Origin of the sequence: Paenibacillus lautus NBRC 15380, from assembly GCF_004000945.1 — a bacterium.
Taxonomy (GTDB): Bacteria; Bacillota; Bacilli; order Paenibacillales; family Paenibacillaceae; genus Paenibacillus_AQ; species Paenibacillus_AQ lautus.
This window is the reverse complement of record NZ_BIMF01000003.1, coordinates 215,931-237,659: the sequence shown is the minus strand read 5'-3', so window position 1 is coordinate 237,659 and position 21,729 is coordinate 215,931. Positions and strand designations below refer to the sequence as shown.

General features: G+C 51.8%; 20 protein-coding genes and 1 pseudogene. 15 read left to right on the top strand and 6 right to left on the bottom strand.

Annotated features, from left to right (window positions below; genetic code table 11):
* Positions 1-61 precede the first annotated feature (61 nt).
* A complete protein-coding gene (cimA, locus tag PLA01S_RS08200; RefSeq protein WP_127591509.1) occupies positions 62-1,678 on the bottom strand; it encodes a citramalate synthase in 1,617 nt (538 codons plus the stop codon).
* Positions 1,679-1,924: 246 nt separating this feature from the next.
* Here cimA and PLA01S_RS08195 point away from each other — a divergent pair, with 246 nt between their 5' ends.
* The 4 genes from PLA01S_RS08195 (at position 1,925) to PLA01S_RS08180 (ending at position 6,133) form a co-directional block, all read left to right on the top strand.
* The gene (locus tag PLA01S_RS08195; protein WP_127591507.1) at positions 1,925-2,761 is read left to right on the top strand and encodes an MBL fold metallo-hydrolase; all 837 of its coding nucleotides are present in this window, start codon (positions 1,925-1,927) and stop codon (positions 2,759-2,761) included.
* A 34-nt stretch (positions 2,762-2,795) separates the two neighbouring features.
* A complete protein-coding gene (locus tag PLA01S_RS08190) occupies positions 2,796-4,127 on the top strand; it encodes a DNA polymerase IV (RefSeq protein WP_127591505.1) in 1,332 nt (443 codons plus the stop codon).
* A 185-nt stretch (positions 4,128-4,312) separates the two neighbouring features.
* Positions 4,313-4,552, top strand: a complete 240-nt coding sequence (locus PLA01S_RS08185) for a ferredoxin (protein ID WP_009594795.1) — start codon at positions 4,313-4,315, stop codon at positions 4,550-4,552.
* Positions 4,553-4,720: 168 nt separating this feature from the next.
* Positions 4,721-6,133 carry a L,D-transpeptidase gene (locus PLA01S_RS08180; protein ID WP_127591503.1) on the top strand — a complete coding sequence of 471 codons (1,413 nt, stop codon included), beginning with the start codon at positions 4,721-4,723 and terminating at the stop codon, positions 6,131-6,133.
* Here the strand turns inward: PLA01S_RS08180 and PLA01S_RS31905 are convergent.
* Positions 6,130-6,267: a hypothetical protein gene (locus tag PLA01S_RS31905; RefSeq protein ID WP_015736685.1), complete on the bottom strand. Its 138-nt coding sequence runs from the start codon at positions 6,265-6,267 to the stop codon at positions 6,130-6,132. The two genes, PLA01S_RS08180 and PLA01S_RS31905, sit on opposite strands and share 4 nt — an antisense overlap.
* A 198-nt stretch (positions 6,268-6,465) precedes the next feature.
* Here PLA01S_RS31905 and PLA01S_RS08175 point away from each other — a divergent pair, with 198 nt between their 5' ends.
* Genes PLA01S_RS08175 through PLA01S_RS08165 form a run of 3 tightly spaced genes read left to right on the top strand, consistent with a single transcriptional unit; the run spans position 6,466 to position 8,831 of the window.
* Complete coding sequence (locus tag PLA01S_RS08175; protein ID WP_174819201.1) at positions 6,466-7,560, top strand: quinone-dependent dihydroorotate dehydrogenase; 1,095 nt, start codon at positions 6,466-6,468, stop codon at positions 7,558-7,560.
* Between the two features lie 25 nt (positions 7,561-7,585).
* Positions 7,586-8,398 carry a GTP diphosphokinase gene (gene yjbM / locus PLA01S_RS08170; protein ID WP_076325749.1) on the top strand — a complete coding sequence of 271 codons (813 nt, stop codon included), beginning with the start codon at positions 7,586-7,588 and terminating at the stop codon, positions 8,396-8,398.
* Positions 8,388-8,831: a DUF309 domain-containing protein gene (locus PLA01S_RS08165; protein ID WP_127591499.1), complete on the top strand. Its 444-nt coding sequence runs from the start codon at positions 8,388-8,390 to the stop codon at positions 8,829-8,831. Before yjbM ends, PLA01S_RS08165 begins: the two co-directional genes overlap by 11 nt.
* A gap of 82 nt (positions 8,832-8,913) precedes the next feature.
* Here PLA01S_RS08165 and PLA01S_RS08160 read toward each other — a convergent pair whose 3' ends face one another.
* Together PLA01S_RS08160 and PLA01S_RS08155 are read right to left on the bottom strand one after the other, a co-directional pair.
* Positions 8,914-9,369: a PCYCGC motif-containing (lipo)protein gene (locus PLA01S_RS08160; RefSeq protein WP_127591497.1), complete on the bottom strand. Its 456-nt coding sequence runs from the start codon at positions 9,367-9,369 to the stop codon at positions 8,914-8,916.
* On the bottom strand, positions 9,366-9,893 hold the full coding sequence (locus tag PLA01S_RS08155; protein WP_127591495.1) for a thioredoxin family protein: 528 nt from the start codon (positions 9,891-9,893) through the stop codon (positions 9,366-9,368). The genes PLA01S_RS08160 and PLA01S_RS08155 overlap by 4 nt, the downstream gene beginning before the upstream one ends.
* 159 nt (positions 9,894-10,052) lie before the next feature.
* Here PLA01S_RS08155 and PLA01S_RS08150 point away from each other — a divergent pair, with 159 nt between their 5' ends.
* From PLA01S_RS08150 to PLA01S_RS08120, 7 genes and pseudogenes are all read left to right on the top strand, one after another.
* Positions 10,053-11,657 carry an RsmB/NOP family class I SAM-dependent RNA methyltransferase gene (locus PLA01S_RS08150; RefSeq protein ID WP_127591493.1) on the top strand — a complete coding sequence of 535 codons (1,605 nt, stop codon included), beginning with the start codon at positions 10,053-10,055 and terminating at the stop codon, positions 11,655-11,657.
* On the top strand, positions 11,654-12,409 hold the full coding sequence (locus PLA01S_RS08145; RefSeq protein WP_127591491.1) for a pseudouridine synthase: 756 nt from the start codon (positions 11,654-11,656) through the stop codon (positions 12,407-12,409). Before PLA01S_RS08150 ends, PLA01S_RS08145 begins: the two co-directional genes overlap by 4 nt.
* A gap of 38 nt (positions 12,410-12,447) precedes the next feature.
* Positions 12,448-13,248: a Cof-type HAD-IIB family hydrolase gene (locus tag PLA01S_RS08140; protein WP_127591489.1), complete on the top strand. Its 801-nt coding sequence runs from the start codon at positions 12,448-12,450 to the stop codon at positions 13,246-13,248.
* A gap of 258 nt (positions 13,249-13,506) precedes the next feature.
* Positions 13,507-14,721 (top strand): helix-turn-helix domain-containing protein, encoded by a 1,215-nt coding sequence (locus PLA01S_RS08135; RefSeq protein WP_127591487.1) that lies wholly within the window; start codon positions 13,507-13,509, stop codon positions 14,719-14,721.
* 48 nt (positions 14,722-14,769) lie between these two features.
* On the top strand, positions 14,770-15,828 hold the full coding sequence (locus PLA01S_RS08130) for an ABC transporter substrate-binding protein (protein WP_127591485.1): 1,059 nt from the start codon (positions 14,770-14,772) through the stop codon (positions 15,826-15,828).
* An 11-nt stretch (positions 15,829-15,839) separates the two neighbouring features.
* Positions 15,840-16,682, top strand: a complete 843-nt coding sequence (locus tag PLA01S_RS08125) for an alpha/beta hydrolase (RefSeq protein ID WP_127591482.1) — start codon at positions 15,840-15,842, stop codon at positions 16,680-16,682.
* Positions 16,683-16,695: 13 nt separating this feature from the next.
* Positions 16,696-17,208, top strand: a pseudogene (locus PLA01S_RS08120) (SDR family NAD(P)-dependent oxidoreductase); the annotation flags it as partial.
* Positions 17,209-17,737: 529 nt separating this feature from the next.
* Here the strand turns inward: PLA01S_RS08120 and PLA01S_RS08110 are convergent.
* Both PLA01S_RS08110 and PLA01S_RS08105 read right to left on the bottom strand, forming a co-directional pair.
* Complete coding sequence (locus PLA01S_RS08110; protein ID WP_127591480.1) at positions 17,738-19,126, bottom strand: RsmF rRNA methyltransferase first C-terminal domain-containing protein; 1,389 nt, start codon at positions 19,124-19,126, stop codon at positions 17,738-17,740.
* 193 nt (positions 19,127-19,319) lie between these two features.
* Complete coding sequence (locus PLA01S_RS08105) at positions 19,320-20,483, bottom strand: GGDEF domain-containing protein (protein WP_127591478.1); 1,164 nt, start codon at positions 20,481-20,483, stop codon at positions 19,320-19,322.
* Between the two features lie 108 nt (positions 20,484-20,591).
* Here PLA01S_RS08105 and PLA01S_RS08100 point away from each other — a divergent pair, with 108 nt between their 5' ends.
* Positions 20,592-21,728 (top strand): glycosyltransferase family 4 protein, encoded by a 1,137-nt coding sequence (locus tag PLA01S_RS08100; RefSeq protein ID WP_127591476.1) that lies wholly within the window; start codon positions 20,592-20,594, stop codon positions 21,726-21,728.
* Position 21,729 lies beyond the last annotated feature (1 nt).

Sequence of the window (21,729 nt, the reverse complement as noted above, 5' to 3'; positions counted from 1 at the left end):
AAAAGCGCGGCCACCATGTATATGACATGGCGGATACGCGCTTTTTATATTGAACGCAGCCTTAGTGATTAACCAACCCTTGTCTGGCCGCGGACTCATGCACCTGTTCCGGTGAGATTTGGCCGAGGAGCGCATAGCGCATACTGTCCACCAGCGCTTCCCAGCTCGCCTCAATGACGTTGCTGGAGACCCCGACGGTGTTCCAGGAATTCTCAAAGTTCTTGGATTCGATCAGCACCCGTACTTTGGCTGCCGTCGCATCCTTGTCATCCAGCACCCTTACCTTATAGTCAGCAAGATGCATTTCCTTAAGTGTCGGGAAGTATTGGACCAGCGCTTTACGCAGCGCGTTGTCAAGCGCATTGACCGGACCGTTGCCTTCTGCCGCGGTGTAGATGCTCTCGCCGGCAACGTTGACTTTGACGAAGGCTTCGGAGACGACGGGCTGGCCGGCTGATTTCTCTACCAGCATTTTGAAGGATTCAAAGGTAAACAGTTCCTTGAGCTCTCCGTTCGCTTCCCGAAGAAGCAGCTCCAGGGAGGCATCTGCGCCCTCGAATTGGTACCCTTCATGTTCAAGATCCTTGATCTTTCCGATAATATGCTTGGATTGTTCACTAGCCGGATCAAAGTCAAGACCCATGTCCTGCGCCTTCGATACGATGTTGCTCTGTCCTGCGAGCTCGGAGACCAGCACGCGCTGCTTGTTTCCGACCTTCTCCGGTTCGATATGCTCGTACGTTCTGGAATCGCGGAGGATCGCCGAAACATGGATGCCTCCCTTATGGGCGAAGGCAGCGTTACCCACATACGGCTGGTTGACCGGCATATTGACGTTGGCGATTTCACTGATATACCTTGCGGTATTTGTCAGCGTGCGGAGGTTATCGTCTCCGATGCACTCGTAACCCAGCTTCAACTGCAGATTCGGGATGATGGAGCACAGGTTCGCATTTCCGCAACGTTCCCCGTAACCGTTCATCGTTCCCTGCACATGCTGGACACCAGCCTGTACGGCACTTAAGGTGTTGGCAACAGCAAGCTCGCAATCGTTGTGGGTGTGAATGCCGAGCGGAGCGCCAGGTAATGGACCCGCTAAAGATGTCACAATGCTCGAGATCTCGTGCGGGAGACTGCCGCCGTTCGTATCGCACATGACAAGCCAATCAGCGCCTGCCTCCCGTGCTTTGGACAATACGGCAACAGCATATTCGGGATTGTTCTTATATCCGTCAAAAAAGTGCTCGGCATCAAAAATCACTTCGAGGCCTTTTTGCTTCAGGAAGGCGATGGAATCATAGATCATGGCCAGATTCTCTTCGAGTGTCGTCTGAAGCGCGGTATGGACGTGGAAATCCCATGACTTCCCGACCAAAGTGGCCGCGGAAACGCCGGATTCCAGAATTCGAAGCAGATTGGCATCCTGGTCGGCAATGGAGCCTTTGCGGCGCGTGCTGCCAAACGCTGTTACTTTTGAGGTTAGACCGAGATCCTGGACTCTTTTGAAAAATTCGATGTCCTTGCTGTTGCTTCCCGGGATACCGCCTTCAATATAATGAACACCAAGAGCATCGAGTTTCTTGGCGATTTTGACCTTGTCGTCCGCCGACAAGCTGATTCCTTCGCCTTGGGTTCCGTCGCGAAGTGTCGTATCAAAGATGGAAATGGACTTAGACATGATGTCCTCCTTTGGGTGTCCGGGATTGGACCGCATTGTTTATAATTTTGTATTATAGCATTTCTTTGCGGGAAAGTAACAGAGTAAAAAAACAAACGACCGATAGGGGCTTATTCTTGACCCCTGTTAAGGGGAACGGTATGCTGGAGGCGTTAGGCTGGTAGCCATGCGTTCATAATCCTACGAACAAGACGTTAGTGGCACTCTTAATGTCTAAACAAGTTATAATGGAATGGGGCTTATGCGATGATTCAATATTCTAATGATAAGGTGACGGTTTTTCAGAGTGCGTTATTCCAAACAACTTCAACGGTCATCGAGCTGGATGAATGTGTCATTATCATGGATCCGAACTGGCTGCCGCACGAAATCCGTGAGATTCAGGAGTTTGTTAAGGCAGTCCGGGGAAACCGAGAAATATATCTGATCTTCACGCATGGGGACTATGACCACATTATCGGCTACAAGGCGTTTCCGGACGCCAAGACGATCGGGAGCGCGGGACTCAGGGATCATCCGGAGAAAGAGAAGAAATTGAAATTAATACGTGAGTTTGATGCTTCCTATTATATTACTCGCGATTACCCCATAGAATTCCCCCTGCTTGACTTCGTTATCGAGGAAGATGGGCAGCAGCTTATCCTCGGCTCTGCAACCTTGACGTTCTACAGAGCGCCCGGACACACGAAAGACGGCCTGTTTACCTTGGTTGACTCCGTTGGCGTATTTGCTGCGGGTGACTATTTATCCGATTTTGAGCTTCCCTTTATTTACGACAGCGCACTGGACTACGATGAAACGATTCGCAAAGCTTCATGGATTCTGAAGAAACATCCGGTATCCCTGCTGATTCCGGGGCATGGCCGGCATGCGACAAGTCGTTCCGACATGGAGCGAAGAGTGGAGACAGCCCGGAGCCACCTGGAACGTCTGCGACAGGCGGTTATGCATGGCGATGATGCGGCGCTTGACCGGCTGCAGCAGGAGCACGGATTTGTATCCGAATTTACAGCGGCATGTCATAAAGAAAATGTAAGAATCATTCAAACCGAGCTCGAAAAAGAGGCCGGCAATTTAGAATAGGAAGAACCGTACCAAAAGAAAGAAGGAATTCTGCGTGGGACATATCGACAATTATTATCCGGCCAGCGGCCGCGTTATACTTCATGTGGATATGAATGCATTTTATTGTTCTGTACACGAAGCGGAGGAGCCGGAGCTCTACCGGGGCAAACCCACGGCTGTTGCAGGCAGCATCGAGCTGCGAAAAGGCGTCATTGTTACCTGCTCCTATGCGGCACGGTCGCTCGGGATCCGCACAGGAATGAACGTGAGACAGGCGCTGCGGATTTACCCTGACCTGATGATCATCCAGCCAAATTTTCATCTGTACCGCAAGTATTCCAATGCATTCATGAATATAGCTTATGCATATACGCCGCTGCTGGAAGCGACTTCGATTGACGAATGTTACCTGGATATAACGGGATCGAAGCAGTTCGGCACCCCCCTGGATATCGCCCGGGAGATCCAGGAGCGCATACGCGAGGAGCTGTCGCTGCCTTGCTCTGTCGGCATTGCTCCCAATAAATTGCTGGCCAAGATGGCCTCGGACATGAAAAAGCCCAACGGGCTGTCCGTGCTGCGGATACGGGATGTCCCGCAGGTGCTCTGGAACAGACCCTGTGCAGAGCTGTTCGGCATCGGGAGCAAGACGGCCGATAAGCTGCGTAAGCTGAACATCCAGACCATCGGACAGCTCGCCGCTGCCGATGAAGGCCTGCTGACCTCGACATTTGGCGTGATGGGGTCATGGATGAAACGGGCAGCCAGCGGCATCGACCATGCTCCTGTCAATGCGGAGCGGGAACAGAGCAAATCGATCGGACACACGACCACGCTCCCGCAGGATGTTACATCGGCGGAGGAGGCAAAAAGGGTGCTCCTGAATCTGAGCGATCAGGTAGCGCGCCGGCTCCGCAGGCAGGGTCTGATGACCAGCGGCATACAGATCACGCTGCGCACACCGGATATGAAGACCATTACCAGGTCGAGGCATCTAGCCATTCCGACGGAAAATACCGAGGATATCTACCGGGAAGCATGCGAGCTGTATAACCGGCATTGGAAGCAGGATAAGCCCCTCCGTCTTCTAGGCGTTACGCTGCAGCAGCTTATCGCGAAGGAGGAATCCGCCATTCAGCTGGATTTGTTCGATTACGAGAAACAGCCGAAGAAAGAATCGCTCACCCGGGTTATGGACGAGCTGCGCAATAAATTCGGTGAGAGTGCAGTGCTGACCGCCGGCATGCTGGGAGATGACCCCTCGTCCTTAATCCGCAATCATAAGCGGAGAGGTACATCTTTACAGATGGATTTTGCAAGGGAACTGGGGAACGATAATAAAAATGCCGATCAGCCGACCTCGCAGGACCCGGACCGCGATTAGCCGTTTTTTGATAGTTGAAGGTCCTTCATTTCCTTTGAGCACAACTGATTTTTGTCGGAAAATGTTAGGAAATTTATTTGTATTCCTAAAAAAATTGTATTAATATATGTAGATGGTGGCGGGAGACCGTCAGCTTATACTATGTTTATAGAGATGTTTATAGATATACAGGAGGAAGAGAGACTATGGCGAAGTTTACTTGGGTAGATAAAGATACCTGCATCGCTTGCGGCGCATGCGGCGCAACGGCACCCGATATTTACGATTACGACGACGAAGGCCTGGCAGAAGTCATTTTTGACGGAGACAACAACCGCGGGGTAACCGAAATTCCGGAAGATATGCATGACGATATGCTGGATGCCTGCGACGGCTGCCCAACAGATTCAATTCGGATTGCAGACGAGCCGTTTAACGCAGAATAACCAATACCGCTTTAAGCCCTGATATTCCATCTTGAACTTATACCGACGCCCTCTGCCCGACAAAGGCAGGGGGCGTTTTTTCGTACCCTACACTTCATACATAATTGGAGCAATTATACCGATATACAGGATAATAGAGGTAAAAATGTCATAAAAGGAGGCTCCCGAATGAATAATTCGCTGTACCTCAAAAGGTATGTGGAGACGCATCCTGATAATAAAATGGCCTGGTACCTGCTGGGCAAGGAGTATGAGCAGGCCGGTGAACAAGGCAAGGCAAATTACTGCTATAACAAGGCCGAGGGGGTCTATGAAGCCTTCGAGCTTAGCCAGGTCCCGTCCGATATATGGAAAAATTACGAACAGCGCTTATTGGAGATGGAGAGGGACAAGGACCGCAGGCGAAAAAGAACCCGGCGTTTGCTTGCTGCGCTGGTGTTATTGCTGCTCGTTTTTCTTCCTCCGGCCCAGGCGCCGGGCTCCGTTCCCGGGGATGTGGCATCAGATGTGTTCCCGCCGAATGAGCCGGTATCCGCCTCGGCCGTTAACAAAGAGAAGCGGGATTCGCGTAAAGAACCGCTGTACACCGCCGTTGCTTCCGGCCAGGGGAAAGATTCCGCCGGAGCCCTGTCCTTATTGCTCCGGCATCCGCAGGCATTGCCGAATTGGTCGGTTGCGCTTGGGATGAAGCCATCGGGCAAATGGCTGTTATGGAGCAAGGACATGGAACGTTTATACGGATTGCATCGGGATGCTAAGGGCGCTATTGCGATCCAGCCATATGAAGGAGCTGTATTGGAGTGTGATTGCGAGCCTGCGGATAGTTCGCAGCTTAAGCGGAGCGCGGGGCAATGGGCGGATCTGCAAGTCGAGACGGCCGTGCTGCAGGAAGCGGTCAGCCAGTATAAGGCTCGGCATGGACGCCTGCCTAAAAGCTTGAATGAACTGACGCACCCGTATCCGAACAATTGGCTGTCCGGCCGTTCGAAAGCGATGGAGGAGATGTTCGGAGCTTTAATGAAGCATAAGTCCCAAGGAACTGGCGGCCCAGAGGACCAACCGGGACAGCAGCCGCCTTGGAACGACCCGGAAGAGCCTGGATATTGGGGGACTTCGCCGAACGGGGATCCTTTTTTTGAGCAGCCGCTTCAGGTCATCATTGACCGGAAACGTCATCGGCTGGCCGTCGTGAGCGGCACCGTCATGCTGCGCAATTATGCGGTCGGGCTCGGAGGAGTGAAAACGCCGCTGGGTGATTTTCATATCAATGACAAAGTTGTTAATCCGAACGGGACCACAAAGGGCCCCTATGGGACGCGGGGAATGCAGCTGTCCGATACGTTGTACGCGATACATGGTACGCTGGATGTGGACAGTATCGGAGCCAATGAATCCGAGGGCTGCATTCGTATGCTTAAGGAGGATGTAGAGGAGCTGTTTGATCTGGTTCCGATGGGAACCGTCGTAAAAATTCGAGAAGGGGTTCTGCCCGAGAGCCTGTGGACGCCGAAAGAGCGTTTTAAGCTCAAGCATGCCCAGGGGCAGACCAACCCGGGCAAGGTGTATCACTGGCTGGATTAAGGCTGGGCGATCACAATCAGAACGATAATCAGGATAATAAGAAGAGCAATGCCGGAGCTGATCCATAGTATGGCCTTCTTATTAACCTCTTCTTTTTTCTGCTGCAAGGTTGGAGGCTTACGTTTGGCTGACATGTCTTTCCCCTCTTTCTCTCATGATCGTAAAATATGATTTGTACAATCTTCCTTTATTGTAAGGGGTTTGTCCCGAAATTGCCATATCGCTTTCTCGCCAGGACGAACGCCCCGGTTTATGCTGAAGAACTTTCTTTTTGAGACAGAAACGGATAAACTGAAGGATAGAGAAATAACTGGATGAGAGGAAGAGTGGATGTGCTGTACCGCAACATAGGCAAACCTATATTTTTTAAACTCGACCCCGAAAAAGCCCACCACCTTGTGGTTGGCGGCCTTGGACGTGCCTCCGGCGTGGTTGGCGCAGACGCTGTCATGCGAGGGATGTACGGTGTTAGCGAAACACCGGATTTGGCAGTGGACCTGTTCGGTCTTCATTTCCCGACACCGGTCGGACTTGCCGCCGGATTGGATAAAAATGCTCAGGCCGTCAAAGGATTCTCCTCCATCGGCTTCGGATTTATGGAAGTAGGCACGGTGACCCCGAAGGGACAACCGGGCAACGAACAGCCGCGCTTATTCCGCCTTCCTCCGGACGAGGCACTCATCAACCGGATGGGCTTCAACAACGAAGGGGCCGAGGCGATGGCAAAAAGGCTGTCTGCACTCAAGGAACGCCGTATTCCGGTTGCCGTCAACATCGGGAAGAACAAGGCGACCCCGAACGAGAAAGCCAACGGTGATTACGAAGCTTGCATTCAAGCTTTATTTCCGTATGGCGACTTTTTTGTTGTCAACATCAGTTCACCGAACACGCCGGACTTGCGCAGCCTTCAGCATGGGAGCGAATTGTCATCCTTGCTGGAAGCCGTAAAGAACGAAATGTCCCGCCAAGCCAAGATTCATGGAGGCGAGAAGGCCGTCCTGGTGAAGATTGCGCCGGATGTAAGCGATGAGGAACTGGAATTCATGGTAGATACGATTCGTGCAAGCGGGGTTTCCGGCATAATCGCCACGAATACGACGCTTTCGCGGAAGGGCCTGACGCACAGTAACGCCAAAGAAACCGGCGGCCTTAGCGGGAAACCGCTGCGTAACCGGTCAACGGAGATTGTATCCCGGATATATAAGCAGACCGACGGTACGCTTCCAATTATCGGGTCTGGCGGAATTTTTACGGCAAGTGATGCTTATGACAAAATACGCGCGGGCGCAAGCCTGGTGGAAATTTATACAGCACTTATCTATGAAGGGCCCGAGGTGAACCGCAAGCTTCATTCCGGTCTCCGGGAGCTGCTTGCACGGGATGGCTTCAGCCATATTTCCGAAGCCGTCGGGGCTAATCATCGGTAAAGGGGTAAAGACAGGAGGCAAGGCGATGGACGTTAGAGACTGGGGGACATTTTTGCTTCCGTATGAGCAGACCGTTGAGGAATTGAAGGTTAAATTCAAGACGATGCGTTCCGAACTGAAAAAGCGGGAGGAATACGCACCTATCGAATTCGTAACGGGTCGGGTCAAACGGATCTCGAGCATACTGGACAAGGCGAAGCGCCTCGATGTGCCGATGGACGAGTTGGAAACCGGGATTGAGGATATCGCAGGCATTCGGATTATGTGTCAGTTCGTGGAGGATATCCGGAGGGTAGCCGAATATATCCGGGCACGGAAAGACCTGACCGTATTATATGAGAAAGATTACATTACCAATTTCAAAGAGAGCGGCTATCGGAGCTTTCATATGATTATCGAGTATCCGGTGCAAACGGCTCTGGGGCAAAAGAAAGTGCTCGCCGAAATTCAGATCCGTACGCTGGCCATGAATTTCTGGGCGACGATTGAGCACTCGCTTAGCTACAAGTACCGGGAAAGTCTGCCGGATGACATTCGGGCACGGCTGAAGAAAGCCGGAGAAGCGGCGAATACGCTGGATACGGAAATGTCGAGCATCCGGGAGGATATATTGGAGGCGCAGCGGCAGTTCGAGGACGATTCCAATATTACGACACAGGTGCTGAACGCGATACACAAGCTGTATTTCTTCCACCTCGTCAATGAAGCGATTGCTTTTCAGAGCCGGTTTAATGCGATATTTCAGGATCATGACATGGATGCGATGAAGGTGCTTCTGGACGAGGTGAAGGAGCTGCTGGCCGAAGCCAAGAAGAAAGTAAACGAACATGAGCTATGACCCGCTGTATGTCGCTTACCTCGTCTACTTTAACCGGGATCAAGACTACTTCGAATGCCATGAGGTGCTTGAGGAACTGTGGCTCGCGCGGGAGCGGGATCCAAGGTATAAGGGGCTTTTGCAAGTGGCTGTCGGGCTTTTTCATTTCCGGAACAACAACGTAAGAGGAGCATACAAAATGTTCACAAGCGCTGTATCCCGCCTCGAGGGTTATCCCGGCGATGAGCTGGGGATCTCGATGGGGAGGCTGGTGAGCGAAGTACGGGAATACGCCAAACAGCTGTCGTCGTATAGCGTTCATCCATTCCCCTATAGGGATTTGACGATCGAAATTGGGGATACTGAGCTTAAGCAGGCAGTTCAGTTGGCATCGGAGCGGATCCAGCCGAACATTCCGCAGCGGCAAAAGCCGGAGCGGGCACATTCCAAGTAGCCCTAGGAACAAGTGAAAAAAGAGCTGCCCGTCTGTAGAGGGATCTACTTTTGGGCAGCTCTTTTTATATGAACGTACAGAATCAGGATTCGGTACCTTTATATTTGTCATCGATGAACTGTTTGATTTCCTCGACGGATTTTCCTTCGTCATGGAGCCGTTTGGCATCCTGCAGTTCGGTCAGGCAGATGCCGCATTGGGCGCCATGGTCCGTCCATTTGACTTCGCCGTCCTTGTTCTCGGCAATAAAGCAGCGGTGGAGGGAATCATGGTAGCCGTTCTCCTCATCCATGCAGCCGCAATAGCATTTGATTTCCTTAATGATGTCCTCTAGTTCACCGACCGTGGCATAGGTTGCCTGCGTATTGTCGGTATAACTCGACAAGAACTCCGGCATAACCGTCAAGCTGGCCGTTGTCTCATATCGTTCCGAATCGGCGCCGTGCTGATGCCCGGCAGCGGATTCTTTACCGCCGCATGCGGTCAGCAGCATGCCCGAAATGACGAAGGTAAAGAGGATGGCGCGAGTGCGGTTCATTTCGTCACGCTCCCTTTATACTTATCCAGGAATTGCTTGAAATCATCGATGGAGTAGCCTTCACTGGAACCTTCCGGTTTCAATCCGCCGACCATGCGTTCTTTCTCTGCACCGTTCTCGAAGTAGACCAGCGTCGGGGTAAACTCGATGTTGTACTCTCTCCAGCCTTCCTGATACTCGCGAAGATTGTACTGGTGCATCGTAATGCCGGCATCATCCGCCAAAGGCATCAGTTCCGGGGTCGTCGCACGGCAGTGCGGACAGTCGGATGCAAAGAAGTACACAAAGAAGTTCTCTTTGTTGTCGACCTTGCTCTTCAGCTGATCCGGCAATATAACTTGCTGGTAGTTCGGATCATTAAGGAGCTCTTGCGTAGCCGGGTTCAGGCTGGAGACCTTCTTACCGCCGTACAATTCGCTTGCTTCTCCTTGACCGTTCAAGAAAATGAGTGCAGCAATCAATAAGACGAAGACTCCGCCGAAGGCGTATAGTGCGGTGTATTTATTCTTTTTTTTGCGGTTCATGGATCCACCCCCTAATGATTAATAATAAATAAGGACTTGTCCTTTTTAATGTAGTTTATTATACAATATTAAAAGTCGGAGCGGAACATGCGAATGTTTGCTTCAGCACGGTGAAATATACTTCAAACGATACGATATAGAACAGGTAGGTACTTATGTATGGCATTACGACTGCCCTCGCCGTTCCTGGCGAAGATGAAATCGCTGCTCGGCGAAAACTATGACAATTTTATGAAGTCTTATGAACAAGCCCCGAATGCGGGCATTCGGGTGAATACCCTGAAGATCAGCAGAGAGGAATTCATGAAGTTGTCCCCCTTTGACCTTGCGCCCATCCCCTGGTGTACAACCGGTTATTATACTCAGGCTGGTGAGCGTCCGGGACGGCATCCTTACTATCATGCGGGGTTATATTATATCCAGGAGCCAAGCGCCATGGCTCCGGTCGAACTGCTTGGCGTAACGCCGGGGGATCGGGTGCTGGATCTGTGCGCGGCTCCCGGCGGCAAATCTACGCAGATTGCGGCAAAGCTGAATGGGCAGGGGGTATTGGTCAGCAATGATCTTCATCCGGACCGCACCAAAGCGCTTGCCAAAAACTTGGAGATGTACGGCGTACGGAACGCCGTGGTGCTCAATGAGGATCCGGAGCGGATCGCAGGTGCATTCCCCGGTTTTTTCTCCAAAATATTGATCGATGCCCCCTGCTCCGGCGAAGGGATGTTCCGCAAAGATGAATCCATGCTGAAGTACTGGGAAGAATCGTCTCCGCTCAAGTTTGCGGAGATGCAGCGGGACATCCTGAAATCGGCGGCAGCCATGCTCTGCCCGGGAGGCCGGCTGGTGTATTCTACCTGTACCTTCTCACCGGAGGAGAACGAAGGGATGATTGCGGAGTTTCTGAATGAGCAGCCGGATTTTTACGTGATCCCGGTGGATCATTCGGAATCTTTTTCTCCGGGGGAAACGAACTGGATGACGGGACAGGATAATGTGAAGGAGGACTTGCTGAAGCAGCTTTCCGGGACCGCAAGATTGTGGCCGCATAAGGTCAGAGGCGAGGGGCATTTCATGGCCGTCCTTCAGCGGGAAGGCGAGCCGGACATGCATGAGGCTGAACGGGAACAAGCTCCACTATTCAAGCTAGATGCCTTGGTCAACGAGTCGCTTGCTGTATCCTCCCGCACAGAGCACCCCCGTGAGCGTAAAGGAAAAGTAGCTCTTCGGGAGGAGCGCCCAGGTAAAGCAGGGAAATACGGTAAAGGTGCAGCGCGCCAACAGACATCCCGCCGGAGCGGAGCAGATTCTCCATCGGGTTCGATTGCGATCAATCTGTTCCAAGCCTTTATCCGCGAGCAGCTGGTTATGAAGCTGACTGGCTATCCCGTAATCTACGGGAACCATGTGTATATCTCACCCCTGCCGGAAGAGCGGCTGAAGCAGCTTAAAGTGGTTCGTCCCGGATGGTATATGGGACAGTTGAAGAATGAACGGTTTATACCTGGACATCCCTTGGCTACAGCGCTTCAAGCGGATGAGGCTGTCAGATATGTCAGCCTGTCCTCCGAGGACGGAGAAGCGGTCCGGTATTTGAAAGGGGAAACCTTGTCGATTCCGGAAGAGCGCGTGATTTGTCGATCGGGTGCTGAAGCGAAGGGTTATGTGTTAGTGTGTATAGACGGATACTCAGCCGGTTGGGGCAAATGGCAGGCAGGAATATTGAAGAATGAGTATCCGGCAGGGTGGAGGTGGACATCGGTATGAGTGCTAAAGGCAAAAAAACAACGCAAAGATTGGACAAGGTGTTATCCAATCTTGGATTCGGCTCGCGGGCCGAATTGAAGAAAAAGGCCAAACAAGGGAGCATCGTGGTCAACGGAACGGTAATGAAGGACCCCGGTAAACATGTTGATCCTTATACGGATATCATTGAGTTTGAGGGGGAGACCGTGCAATATCGGGAATTCGTGTATCTCATGCTGCACAAACCTCCGGGCGTCATTTCGGCGACCGAGGATCTTCGTGACCGTACGGTGCTGGATCTTCTGGATGAGGAATACCTGATCTTCGAGCCGTTTCCGGTGGGCAGATTGGATAAAGACACGGAAGGACTGCTGCTGCTTACGAATGATGGTAAATTAGCCCATGAGCTGCTATCGCCCCGAAAGCATATTCCGAAAACCTATGAAGCGATTGTAGAGGGCAGGGTGGACGATAAGGATGTGCGATGGTTTGCTGCGGGCGTTACCTTAGATGACGGATACGTGACCTTGCCCGGAGAGCTGGTGATCCATTCCCATGAGGAAAGAGGCGACGGTGTCCAGCTGTCCCGCATCTCGCTGACGATCCATGAAGGCAAATTTCATCAGGTCAAGCGGATGTTTGAAGCAGTAGGCAAAAAAGTCGTTTATCTCAAAAGAGTCAGCATGGGCGAGCTTCGATTGGATGAAAATCTTGAAATCGGGACGTACCGGGAGCTGACCGAACAAGAACTGTCTTTGATCGGAAGGGCATGATCACGATAGAGAAATAGAGACTAAAGGATGGATGGAGAATGGCATACAAATTGGTAGCACTCGATGTGGATGGAACGCTGCTGAATGATGATCATGAAATCACGGAGAAAACGCGGAACACCGTGATGGAAGCCGCAAAACAAGGAGTGGAAATTGTACTGTGCACAGGCAGAGGACCGCTGAATTCGATTCCTTTTATGAAAAGCATGGGTCTAGGCGGTTATGTCATCAGTCATAACGGTGCGGCAACGGTAGAAGTGGAGACCCATAACATCGTTCATCAGTTCGGTATGGACCCGCTTCAGCTTGAGCCCTTCATGAAATACTGCCGTGAGCACGGGGGGCATTTTGACGTGAACACCGCATTCGAGATGTATGTGGACCAAGTGGAGGAGCTTGCCGGCCCGGTGCGTTCGATGTACGAGAACTACTTGATGCTGCCAAGCAACTTACCGTCATGGGAGGAGCTGTCAGACCCGGTCGTCAAATTTACCACCTTTGGTGAATCCGCCGATATTGACCGCGTCTACGCGGATTGGAGCCAGTGGACGCTTCCCTTCAACATGCTGCGAAGCGGAGAGTACTTCATCGATCTGATGCATAGTCAAGCATCCAAGGGAAGTGCGCTTCAGCAGTTGGCAGCAAGAAGAGGTTATGAGCCGGACGAGGTGCTGGCCATCGGCAATTATTTCAACGATATTACGATGCTGACCTACGCAGGGATGGGGATTGCGATGGATAACTCTCCGGTCGAGGTCAAGGCTGCAGCCAATGCGGTGACAACTTCGAATAATGAGGACGGCGTACACGAGGCATTGGTGAAATACTGCTTGTCGTAAATGCTGTTTTATGAATGAGAACCCGCCACAGGACACTTGACAAAAGTGCCTGATGACGGGTTTTTTGCGTGGTTTGGAGCCTGTTAACAGGTTTCACTCAGAGCATGGAGACAAGCATTTCCTTCCAAATTTGGATTGACACGCTGCAAATGGCATGCTATTTTTATCAATGAAAATGATAATCATTATCAATTATTACAGCTGGTAAACATGCCTGCATAGCCTGCAAATCGTTTTATCGTAAAAAGGAGGCAACTCATGCGTACGGAAGAAGAGCTGAACATAGATAGCGCATTGGATTTGGATCGTAGCGGAAGAACCAGCCTGGTTGAGATTAAGGAGTTTATCGATTGTCATTATAACGAGGCGTTAACCATTGGCCAACTGGCCGGAATGGCTAATATTTGTCCAAAGTATTTCGTGGACCTGTTCAAGAAGACATTCGGCCAGACCACGATTGATTACCTGACGCATGTCCGCATGAATCACGCCAAGCGTTACTTGGCTGAATCGGACGATCGGCTTCGGGATATCGCACAGCGAGTCGGTTATAAGGATGAGTTCTACTTCAGCCGTATCTTTAAAAAGAAGGTGGGCATTTCGCCGTCGGAATATGCCCGAAATTCGAGGCAGCTGATCGCGGTCTGTTCCTCTTCGATCATCGGGCAGCTTGTGGTGTTGAATGTCATTCCTGCCGCGGCGCCGCTTGACGCGAAGTGGACCCCATTTTACTACAATGCCTACAACTCGGAGATCAAGTCCCGCTTGAAATTGACGAGCCCTTATCCGGACAGCCGCTTTGAGGAAAATATCGAGCAGCTATTCCGCGCCAAACCTGACGCCATTATCGGTATGGATCATCTCGGTCAAGAGGAAATCGCCAAGCTGGAGCCTATTGCCCCCACCTTAATTGTTCCGTCCCAAGCAGGGTGGAGGAAGCAGCTGGAGATGATCGCAACATTCCTGAACAAAGCAGAACAGGCACAATCCTGGATCGAGCAGTATGAACGGAAGGTGGTGCATGCCCGCTCACGAATGCAGCAAGTGGTAGGAAATGAGCGTGTTGCCGCGCTGCGGATATATGGGCAAAGCCTCTATATATACGGTAACCGGGGGCTTGAGGAGGTGCTGTATCAGGACTTGCAGCTCCATGAAGCCTGCGGTCTGGATACCATGCGTAATCAACAGATCACGCTGGATGATTTGCTCCAGATCAATCCGGAGCGGATCCTGATTGCGGTATGCCCTGAAGCCACATCACGCCGCTATTGGCTTGCACTTTTGCATTTTGCGAAATGGCATACGCTCCGAGCTGTCGCTCGAGGCAGCGTCTATATGATCTCGTCCGATCCCTGGTTCGAATATTCGGCTCTTGCCGTGACGAGAATGCTGGACGAGGCATTGCTGCTGTTTACAGGAGATAGTCCAAACGGAGTTCTGGATAAAAGCCATGGTGAATCGTTTGCTATGTAATATATACTCGACTTAATTGAGAATCATTATCACAGGAGGAGATACATTGTGGCAGAACGTTTTAACCGTGGAAAAAGAAGTTGGAGGATCAAAACATCAGCACTTGTGTGCTGTGTTATCGTCATAGGCTTGTTGTCAGGCTGTGGGGGCAAGGTGGATTCCGAAGCGGCGGGCGGCGATCAGCCGGCAGCTGTCGAGACGCCGGGCACCGTTGCGGATGGCAAAGAATCAACGGAGGAAACGCAGTCGTCGACTGAAGGGGAGGCGGCGCAGACGGAGCGAACGGTAACAGATGAGCTTGGGCATGAAGTGAAGATTCCGGCTGACGTGAACAAAGTGTTTGCACCGAACATGGAGGATTCTTTGCTGAAGCTCGGCGTGAAGCCTGTGGCGCAATGGGCCAACGGCAAAATGGGACACACCTATTTGCAGCAGGAGCTGGACGGCGTCCCGCTGATTGATTTTTCAGGAGGCTTACCTTCACCAGAAGCCCTGATGTCCTATGAACCGGATCTCATCGTGCTTCATACCGAAACCTATGCCGCGGACGGTACATATGAGAAATATGCCAAAATCGCGCCAACGTATGTGTTTAAAAATGCTTCCGGTCATGTTGAGAAATCGCTGACCACCTTGGGGGAACTGCTTGGGAAAGCTTCGGAGGCCGAGACTGCCTTGAAAAATTATCAGCAAAAAGCAAGCGAAGCGAAGGCGAAGCTTCATTCCGTGGTGGGGGACAAGAACGTTGCCATCATTCGTTTTGCCCCTAGAGGCGTCAGTTTGATGGGCGGAAATTATCTCTGCGGATTTGTGATTCATCAGGATCTGGGACTGGGCAAGTCCAAGCTGGTCGAGAACGAGAATGCAGCTAACATCTCGCTGGAGATACTGCCACAGCTGGATGCGGACTATATTTTTGTCATTAACGCCTACGATCAGGGAACGGAACGCTTAAAGGAAATGACGGAAAGCCCGATCTGGAAGGGCATGCCGGCGGTCAAGAATGGGCAGGTGTATGAAGCGAATAACGAATACTGGCTGGGAAGCGGCCTTATTGCCTACGAGAAAATCGTGGATGATGTCGTACGCTCCATCACGGGTCAATAGGGAGGCACTGCATGAGCAATCATACGCCTTACGTTGATATGATGCGGCGCAGCGTGGAGCTGCCCCATGCGGAGCATTGGGTGATGCGCTCGAGAGTAGGGCAGCGCCGCTACCGAATCATTGTGGCACAGCCGATGGGACCGGCCCCGCCGTCTGGATATCCGGTCATCTATTTACTGGACGGCAACAGCGTGTTTCACACGATGGTCGAAACACTGCGCCTGCAGTGCCATAGGCCTGACAAAACTGGGATATTGCCGGCGGTCGTAGTCGGTATCGGTTACGAGACGGAGGGGCAGTATGCCCCGAATCGGTTCTATGATTATACGCCCTACCCCAACATGAAGTTCAAGAACAAGCTGGATGGGGGTTCCGTACCGGAACAGGGAGGAGCGGCTGAGTTCCTGCAATTCATCGAGGAGGAACTGAAACCGCAGATCGAGGGTGAGTTTAACATCGACCGCCGTCGCCAGACGATATTCGGTCATTCCCTAGGCGGGCTGTTCACGCTCTACGCCATGTTCGCTAAACCGCAGGCATTCTCGTGTTATATCGCGGGCAGCCCTTCTATTCACTGGAATCAGGAATATTTACAAGAGCTGGAGCAGCGCTTTGTCGAACGCGTCAAGGAAGAGCCATATCCTGTACGGTTGCTGCTTGGCGCAGGAGAGTTCGAGAGGTCCCATGTCACCGGCAATTGCATCAGCGCATCCCAACTCGCTGAACGCCTGGCTCTTCAGTCCGGGTATGGCATGCATGCCGAATTCAAGGAATTTGAAGGTGAAGGGCATTTGTCCGTGCTGCCTGTCCTGATCAGCAGAGCGTTATGGTTTGCCCTCCATCCTCAAGTATAAGGAGATGATCACCATGGAGAGTACAGGTATTAGAGGGAAAGTAGCCCTCGTGACCGGTGCCGCCCAAGGGATTGGCGAAGCGGTGGCACGAGCCCTTGCCCGGCAAGGAGCCGTTGTCGCGGCATGCGACCGGAAGGAGGCCGAGTTGATCCGCCTTACGGCCGATCTATGCAGCTCAGGTGTACAGGCTGCGGCTTACAGGACGGATGTCAGCTGCAGTGCCGAGGTTGAAGCGATGGTCGAGCGGATTGAGGAGGAACTCGGTCCAATCGAGATTCTCGTTAACGTTGCCGGAGTGCTGCGAATCGGTGGGGTTGAGTCGCTTCGCGACGAGGATTGGAAGGCGCATTTCAACGTCAACACCCACGGCGTATTCTACACGTCACGCTCGGTCGTAAGGCGGATGGCGAGCCGTCATTCCGGAGCTATCGTGACCGTGAGTTCGAATGCATCCAAAGTTCCGCGGGCCCAGATGTCGGCTTATGCTGCTTCCAAGGCGGCGTCCACGATGTTTACGAAATGCTTGGATGAGAAGAAGTAAGACGAACCGACCCGGTATTGTTCCATAAGTTGCGCAGCCTCGGCTGCGGTTGGAGCATCATAGTGTAACATTTCAGTCTCCTATCTGCTTATGAGCCGCGGGGACCGATCACAGATCACTGCCGGAACGCATCGCGGAACTGCTGGAATGCGCGAAGCAAGCGGGACGGCCGGATGCCGTTGTTGTAGGCGCCATACCTTTTGATATTCAAAAACCGGCCAGTCTGTTTATTTCGCTTACGGCCCAGTGGCATGATTCCCTTCTATTCACTGCAGACAAGGCCCCGGAAATGCCCCGAATTTCCAGTTGCAAGAGGAGAATCGGAACTACCGGAAAAAGCTGCTGCCGTTAAAAGTTAAGGATGCAGCCTATGATGAGTAAGCGTTCGGTTTGGTTAGGTGGATATTGTGAAGGCTGTCTCTCTGTTTGTTTATGCAGAGAGACAGCCCTTTTTTTACGCGTTTGAACGTATGTTATGCATAGTTATGTTCCATCGGTATTCGGTTCGGAAGGGTTACTTGGGATTACGCAAGCCTTTGGGCAGGTGATTCTTGAGCTGTCCGCCGCTGGCTTTGCCCCAACCCAGAGGTAATCCATCCGTGGTCACCAACGTCCATCCCCGGTATTCGGAAGGAATGGAGAGCACCTCTCCCCGCAAATAAGCAGCTACCTCGGCTGAATCTGAAGACAGATCCCAGCTGCGGGCAGTTTGGCCAGGATGCAAGGACATGGCGAGGGCATGTGCCGGTTCGATTCGGTTCTTCTTCAGATGAGCCAGATGCAGACCTGCACGCGGCATCTTCAATCCTTTTAGCTGCTTGTCATTCCATGCCAAGCTCTCACTGACCGGAAGCCAGTACAGTTCCTCACCGAACAATATCGGAGTACCGCCGTTAAGCTCAAATCCTGGGATGTCCTGCTTCGCCCAATCTTGAAATGCAGTCAGGGGGGAAAGCGCAAGCGTTTGTTTGCTGCCTCGGTTTGATTTAGCCGGGGATTTACTGCTGACCGCAGAGTAACCGAGGTCTTCAATGAAAGCTTCGGGAGCCGCCGATTTGACCAAGATAGCAACAAAATGCCCCTCCCCCCGTTCCAAGTGGGGCCACAAGCGCTTCATTTCACGCAGCTCCATATCGGGATACTGCGAAAGAATGCGCTCAATCATCTCTTCATTCTCAGCCGTGTTGAACGTACAGGTGGAATAAGCCAGGGTTCCTCCCGGTTTGAGCATCCGGTACGCCTCCTGGACAATGTCCCACTGCCTGGCAACGCACAGATCCACATGTTCAGGCGACCATTCCTCAATCGCAGCGGCATCCTTTCGAAACATGCCTTCACCGGAGCATGGCGCATCAAGCATGATCCGGTCAAAGCAGGCAACGAAACGGCGGGATAGCTGATCCGGTGCCGCACTCGTAACGACAGTATTCATAATTCCCATACGTTCCACGTTCTCGGCCAGAATCCGCGCCCGTTCGGGATGGATCTCATTGGAGACAAGCAGTCCCCTGCCCATCATCTTGGAGGCAATATGGCTTGTCTTGCCGCCGGGAGCTGCCGCAAGATCCAGGATGGTCTCTCCGGGCTGAGGGTTCAACAGCTCGACCGCGGACATTGCCGAGGGCTCCTGAATATAATATAGTCCAGCGGCATGATAGGGATGTTTGCCTGGACGCAGGCTTTCATCATAATAGTATCCGGTGTCACACCAGGGGACCGGCGTCAGCTGGAATTGCCGGATGAGGTTTTTTACGCTGTCTGCGGCATGAACCGCTTTCAGCTGGTTAAGACGCAGCCCGTGGGTGCGGGGCAAATCGTAGCTGTCCCAAAAATCGCACGAGGCATCCCCGAGAATATCATTCATGCTGGCGACAAAGCCAACAGGCAGTAGTTCCTTTCTCATTCGTTATATTGCTCCTTCTTTAGAATAAGGTACATGCTGTAGTTAAAGGCAAAAAAACCCAGTCCAGAGTTCTTTTTTTCTCTGGCTTTAAGGAATCGGTCATTAGTTTATCACGTTGCCGCAGGCGTAGTAAAGAAATGTCAAGCAAAAAAAAAGACCGCCCACTTTATATAGTGGGCAGCCTGCGTCTGTGTTATCCGGCGGATTCCGTTGGTTCGGTTGATGAGGCTTTTAATGACCGGTAATCGGACACCTTGTTTTTGCCGGTCGTTTTGGAATGATACATCGCTTTGTCGGCCTGCTTCATGAGTTCATCGCCGCGAACGCCTTTGCGCAGAATGCTGTAGCCGATACTTATGGTCACGATGCTCTCGCTTGCCACCCTGGCACGGATGTTTTCGGCGACCTGGGCGGGTTTGACTTTGCGGTCAACCACCAGGGCGACCAATTCCTCACCGCCATACCGGCCGGTAATTCCGATACCTTCAAGCTCTTCCTCCATAATGGCGGCGACCTGCTTCAGCACTTCATCGGCTCTGGCATGGCCCTGGGTATCATTCAGCTTCTTGAAATTGTCGATGTCGCAGAAGATCGCGGATATCTTCAATTCCTGAGACGCGTAATGGTCCAGATACTTCATAAAATGCCTACGGTTGTAGAGCCCTGTTAATCCGTCCGTTATGGCGGACCGGTAGATGGACTGCATCAGCTCGACAATGCGTCTGAACAGGATAAAGAACACGATGCTGTAGAAGAGCACTGGCAGCGCGAGTGCCAGTCCCTGAAGAACGGGCGACAGACTGCCGGAATAGGTATGTATGGCTTGCAGAATGGCCGAGAAAGCGTAAACGGCAAGTCCAATCGCATATTTGATCGGCTGTCCGATCCGCGGGGTGACTTGGGTATAAGCCAGGTAGAACGAAACGAGCTGAAAACCATCAAAATATATGCTTTGCCATATCGGGTCCAGGGTGTAAGGAAGAAATGAGGGAAGAATGAGCGGAAGCATAAGCAGTGCGGCTGACAACAAGGGAAGCCAATAATGCATGGTCTTGATTTTACGGTACAGCATGACAACCGAGACGTTCAGCAGGACAAACGAAAAAAGCTGAATGAAACGGAGGACGTCCGATTCCGGTGAAAAAACAGGTTTTCCCGTCCAAGCTGAATGGATGTTCAGACCCTCGTATGTCATAATGAAGAAGAAGGCTGCCGCCATATATATGTAAGCATTCTTGCGCTGCTTGCTGTACATAAAGAGACACATGATCAGCATCATGAGCGCGATATAAGCTCCGCATACAGCAAATATGGTGGGTAGTGGAGAAGTGGACCAGTAGCTCAATTCATAGGACAAATCGATTCACTCCTGAGTAGGGATAGGTTTCCTTTGCATGAAACATATGTTCTAATATATCATATCGAAAAAGAATCTGAAAAGAGATTTAGAGAAAGGGGGATCCCCATGAAACTTCTTCAAGCATTATTCTTCCCTCCTGAACAGCCGGGCGGCGTCTCGTCCATGATTCCTTATTTGCAGGAGCGTTTTCATTCCTCCCGTTGGGAGATGGAGATGTTCTGGCTGCCCAAGCGGATCCGCAACAAAGGCCAGGAGGATCCGATATTCCACACCTTTGATTGGAAAGAGTTCGAAGACAGTCCGATCGTAGCCAAATACCTTCAGACCTACCGGGATTACCTGTGGTGGACACGTCTGCGTCTTCAAAAGCCTTATGATCTTATCCATAGCCATCATCCGATTGCAGGCATGTCGATGAAAGCCGTATTCCCTGAGGTTCCGCTCATCCAAACCGTGCATTCCAGTTACGAGCGCGAGCTCATCCTGAACGGAAGAATCAAAGAAGGAGGGCTGGAGCACAGATTTCTGGTCTCTTTATATAAGGAGCTTGAGTATATCAGCGATCGTCTGTTGACGGTGTCGAACTCCTTCAAGGATTACATGGCTCCGTACGTGAATACGCCCGAATCGATCGGGGTCATCCATAACGGATTTGATGATAAAAGATTTAAACCGGTGCCTCATGAAAATGCGGTTCCGCAGTTGATTACGGTATGCCGTCTGGTACCTGCAAAAGGATTGGATATTCTGCTCCAAGCCTGCGCGGAACTGAAACGCAAAGGATATGATTACGTCCTCCATATTATCGGCGACGGACCTTCCCGTCAGGAGCTTGAGGAGATGGCCAAAACCTTGGACATCTACCAGGAGACGATTTTTTACGGATATACGCTGCATCCTGAAGAGTTCATGCCGTTCTTTGATATCTTTGTACTGCCTTCAAGAGCGGAGGCGTTCGGCTCGGTGTTCGCAGAAGCGGCACTCAGCTGTCTTGCCCTGGTAGGCACCGATGTCGGCGGCATCGCCGAGCAGATTGAGGATGGGGTAAACGGCTTGCTGGTACCGCCGGAAGATCCGATGGCACTCAGCGTTGCGCTTGAGAAGGTCATCAGCGATCCGCTCTATCGTTACGAGCTCGCCCGGACCGCTTCGGATAAGGCGAAGAATCAATACTCCCTGTCCAGATCCGTGAACGAACTGAAAAAAATGTATTTGAAATTTCAACCTAAGATAGAGAGTTAGG

Excerpts from the sequence above, each read along its gene's own strand:
- PLA01S_RS08150 (WP_127591493.1), top strand. The coding sequence starts at position 10,053 with ATGGCATTACGACTGCCCTCGCCGTTCCTGGCGAAGATGAAATCGCTG.
- PLA01S_RS08110 (WP_127591480.1), bottom strand. The coding sequence starts at position 19,126 with ATGAGAAAGGAACTACTGCCTGTTGGCTTTGTCGCCAGCATGAATGAT.
- PLA01S_RS08125 (WP_127591482.1), top strand. The coding sequence starts at position 15,840 with ATGAGCAATCATACGCCTTACGTTGATATGATGCGGCGCAGCGTGGAG.
- PLA01S_RS31905 (WP_015736685.1), bottom strand. The coding sequence starts at position 6,267 with ATGTCAGCCAAACGTAAGCCTCCAACCTTGCAGCAGAAAAAAGAAGAG.
- PLA01S_RS08185 (WP_009594795.1), top strand. The coding sequence starts at position 4,313 with ATGGCGAAGTTTACTTGGGTAGATAAAGATACCTGCATCGCTTGCGGC.
- PLA01S_RS08155 (WP_127591495.1), bottom strand. The coding sequence starts at position 9,893 with ATGAACCGCAAAAAAAAGAATAAATACACCGCACTATACGCCTTCGGC.
- PLA01S_RS08180 (WP_127591503.1), top strand. The coding sequence starts at position 4,721 with ATGAATAATTCGCTGTACCTCAAAAGGTATGTGGAGACGCATCCTGAT.
- yjbM (WP_076325749.1), top strand. The coding sequence starts at position 7,586 with ATGGACGTTAGAGACTGGGGGACATTTTTGCTTCCGTATGAGCAGACC.
- cimA (WP_127591509.1), bottom strand. The coding sequence starts at position 1,678 with ATGTCTAAGTCCATTTCCATCTTTGATACGACACTTCGCGACGGAACC.
- PLA01S_RS08135 (WP_127591487.1), top strand. The coding sequence starts at position 13,507 with ATGCGTACGGAAGAAGAGCTGAACATAGATAGCGCATTGGATTTGGAT.
- PLA01S_RS08165 (WP_127591499.1), top strand. The coding sequence starts at position 8,388 with ATGAGCTATGACCCGCTGTATGTCGCTTACCTCGTCTACTTTAACCGG.
- PLA01S_RS08145 (WP_127591491.1), top strand. The coding sequence starts at position 11,654 with ATGAGTGCTAAAGGCAAAAAAACAACGCAAAGATTGGACAAGGTGTTA.
- PLA01S_RS08140 (WP_127591489.1), top strand. The coding sequence starts at position 12,448 with ATGGCATACAAATTGGTAGCACTCGATGTGGATGGAACGCTGCTGAAT.
- PLA01S_RS08195 (WP_127591507.1), top strand. The coding sequence starts at position 1,925 with ATGATTCAATATTCTAATGATAAGGTGACGGTTTTTCAGAGTGCGTTA.
- PLA01S_RS08160 (WP_127591497.1), bottom strand. The coding sequence starts at position 9,369 with ATGAACCGCACTCGCGCCATCCTCTTTACCTTCGTCATTTCGGGCATG.
- PLA01S_RS08100 (WP_127591476.1), top strand. The coding sequence starts at position 20,592 with ATGAAACTTCTTCAAGCATTATTCTTCCCTCCTGAACAGCCGGGCGGC.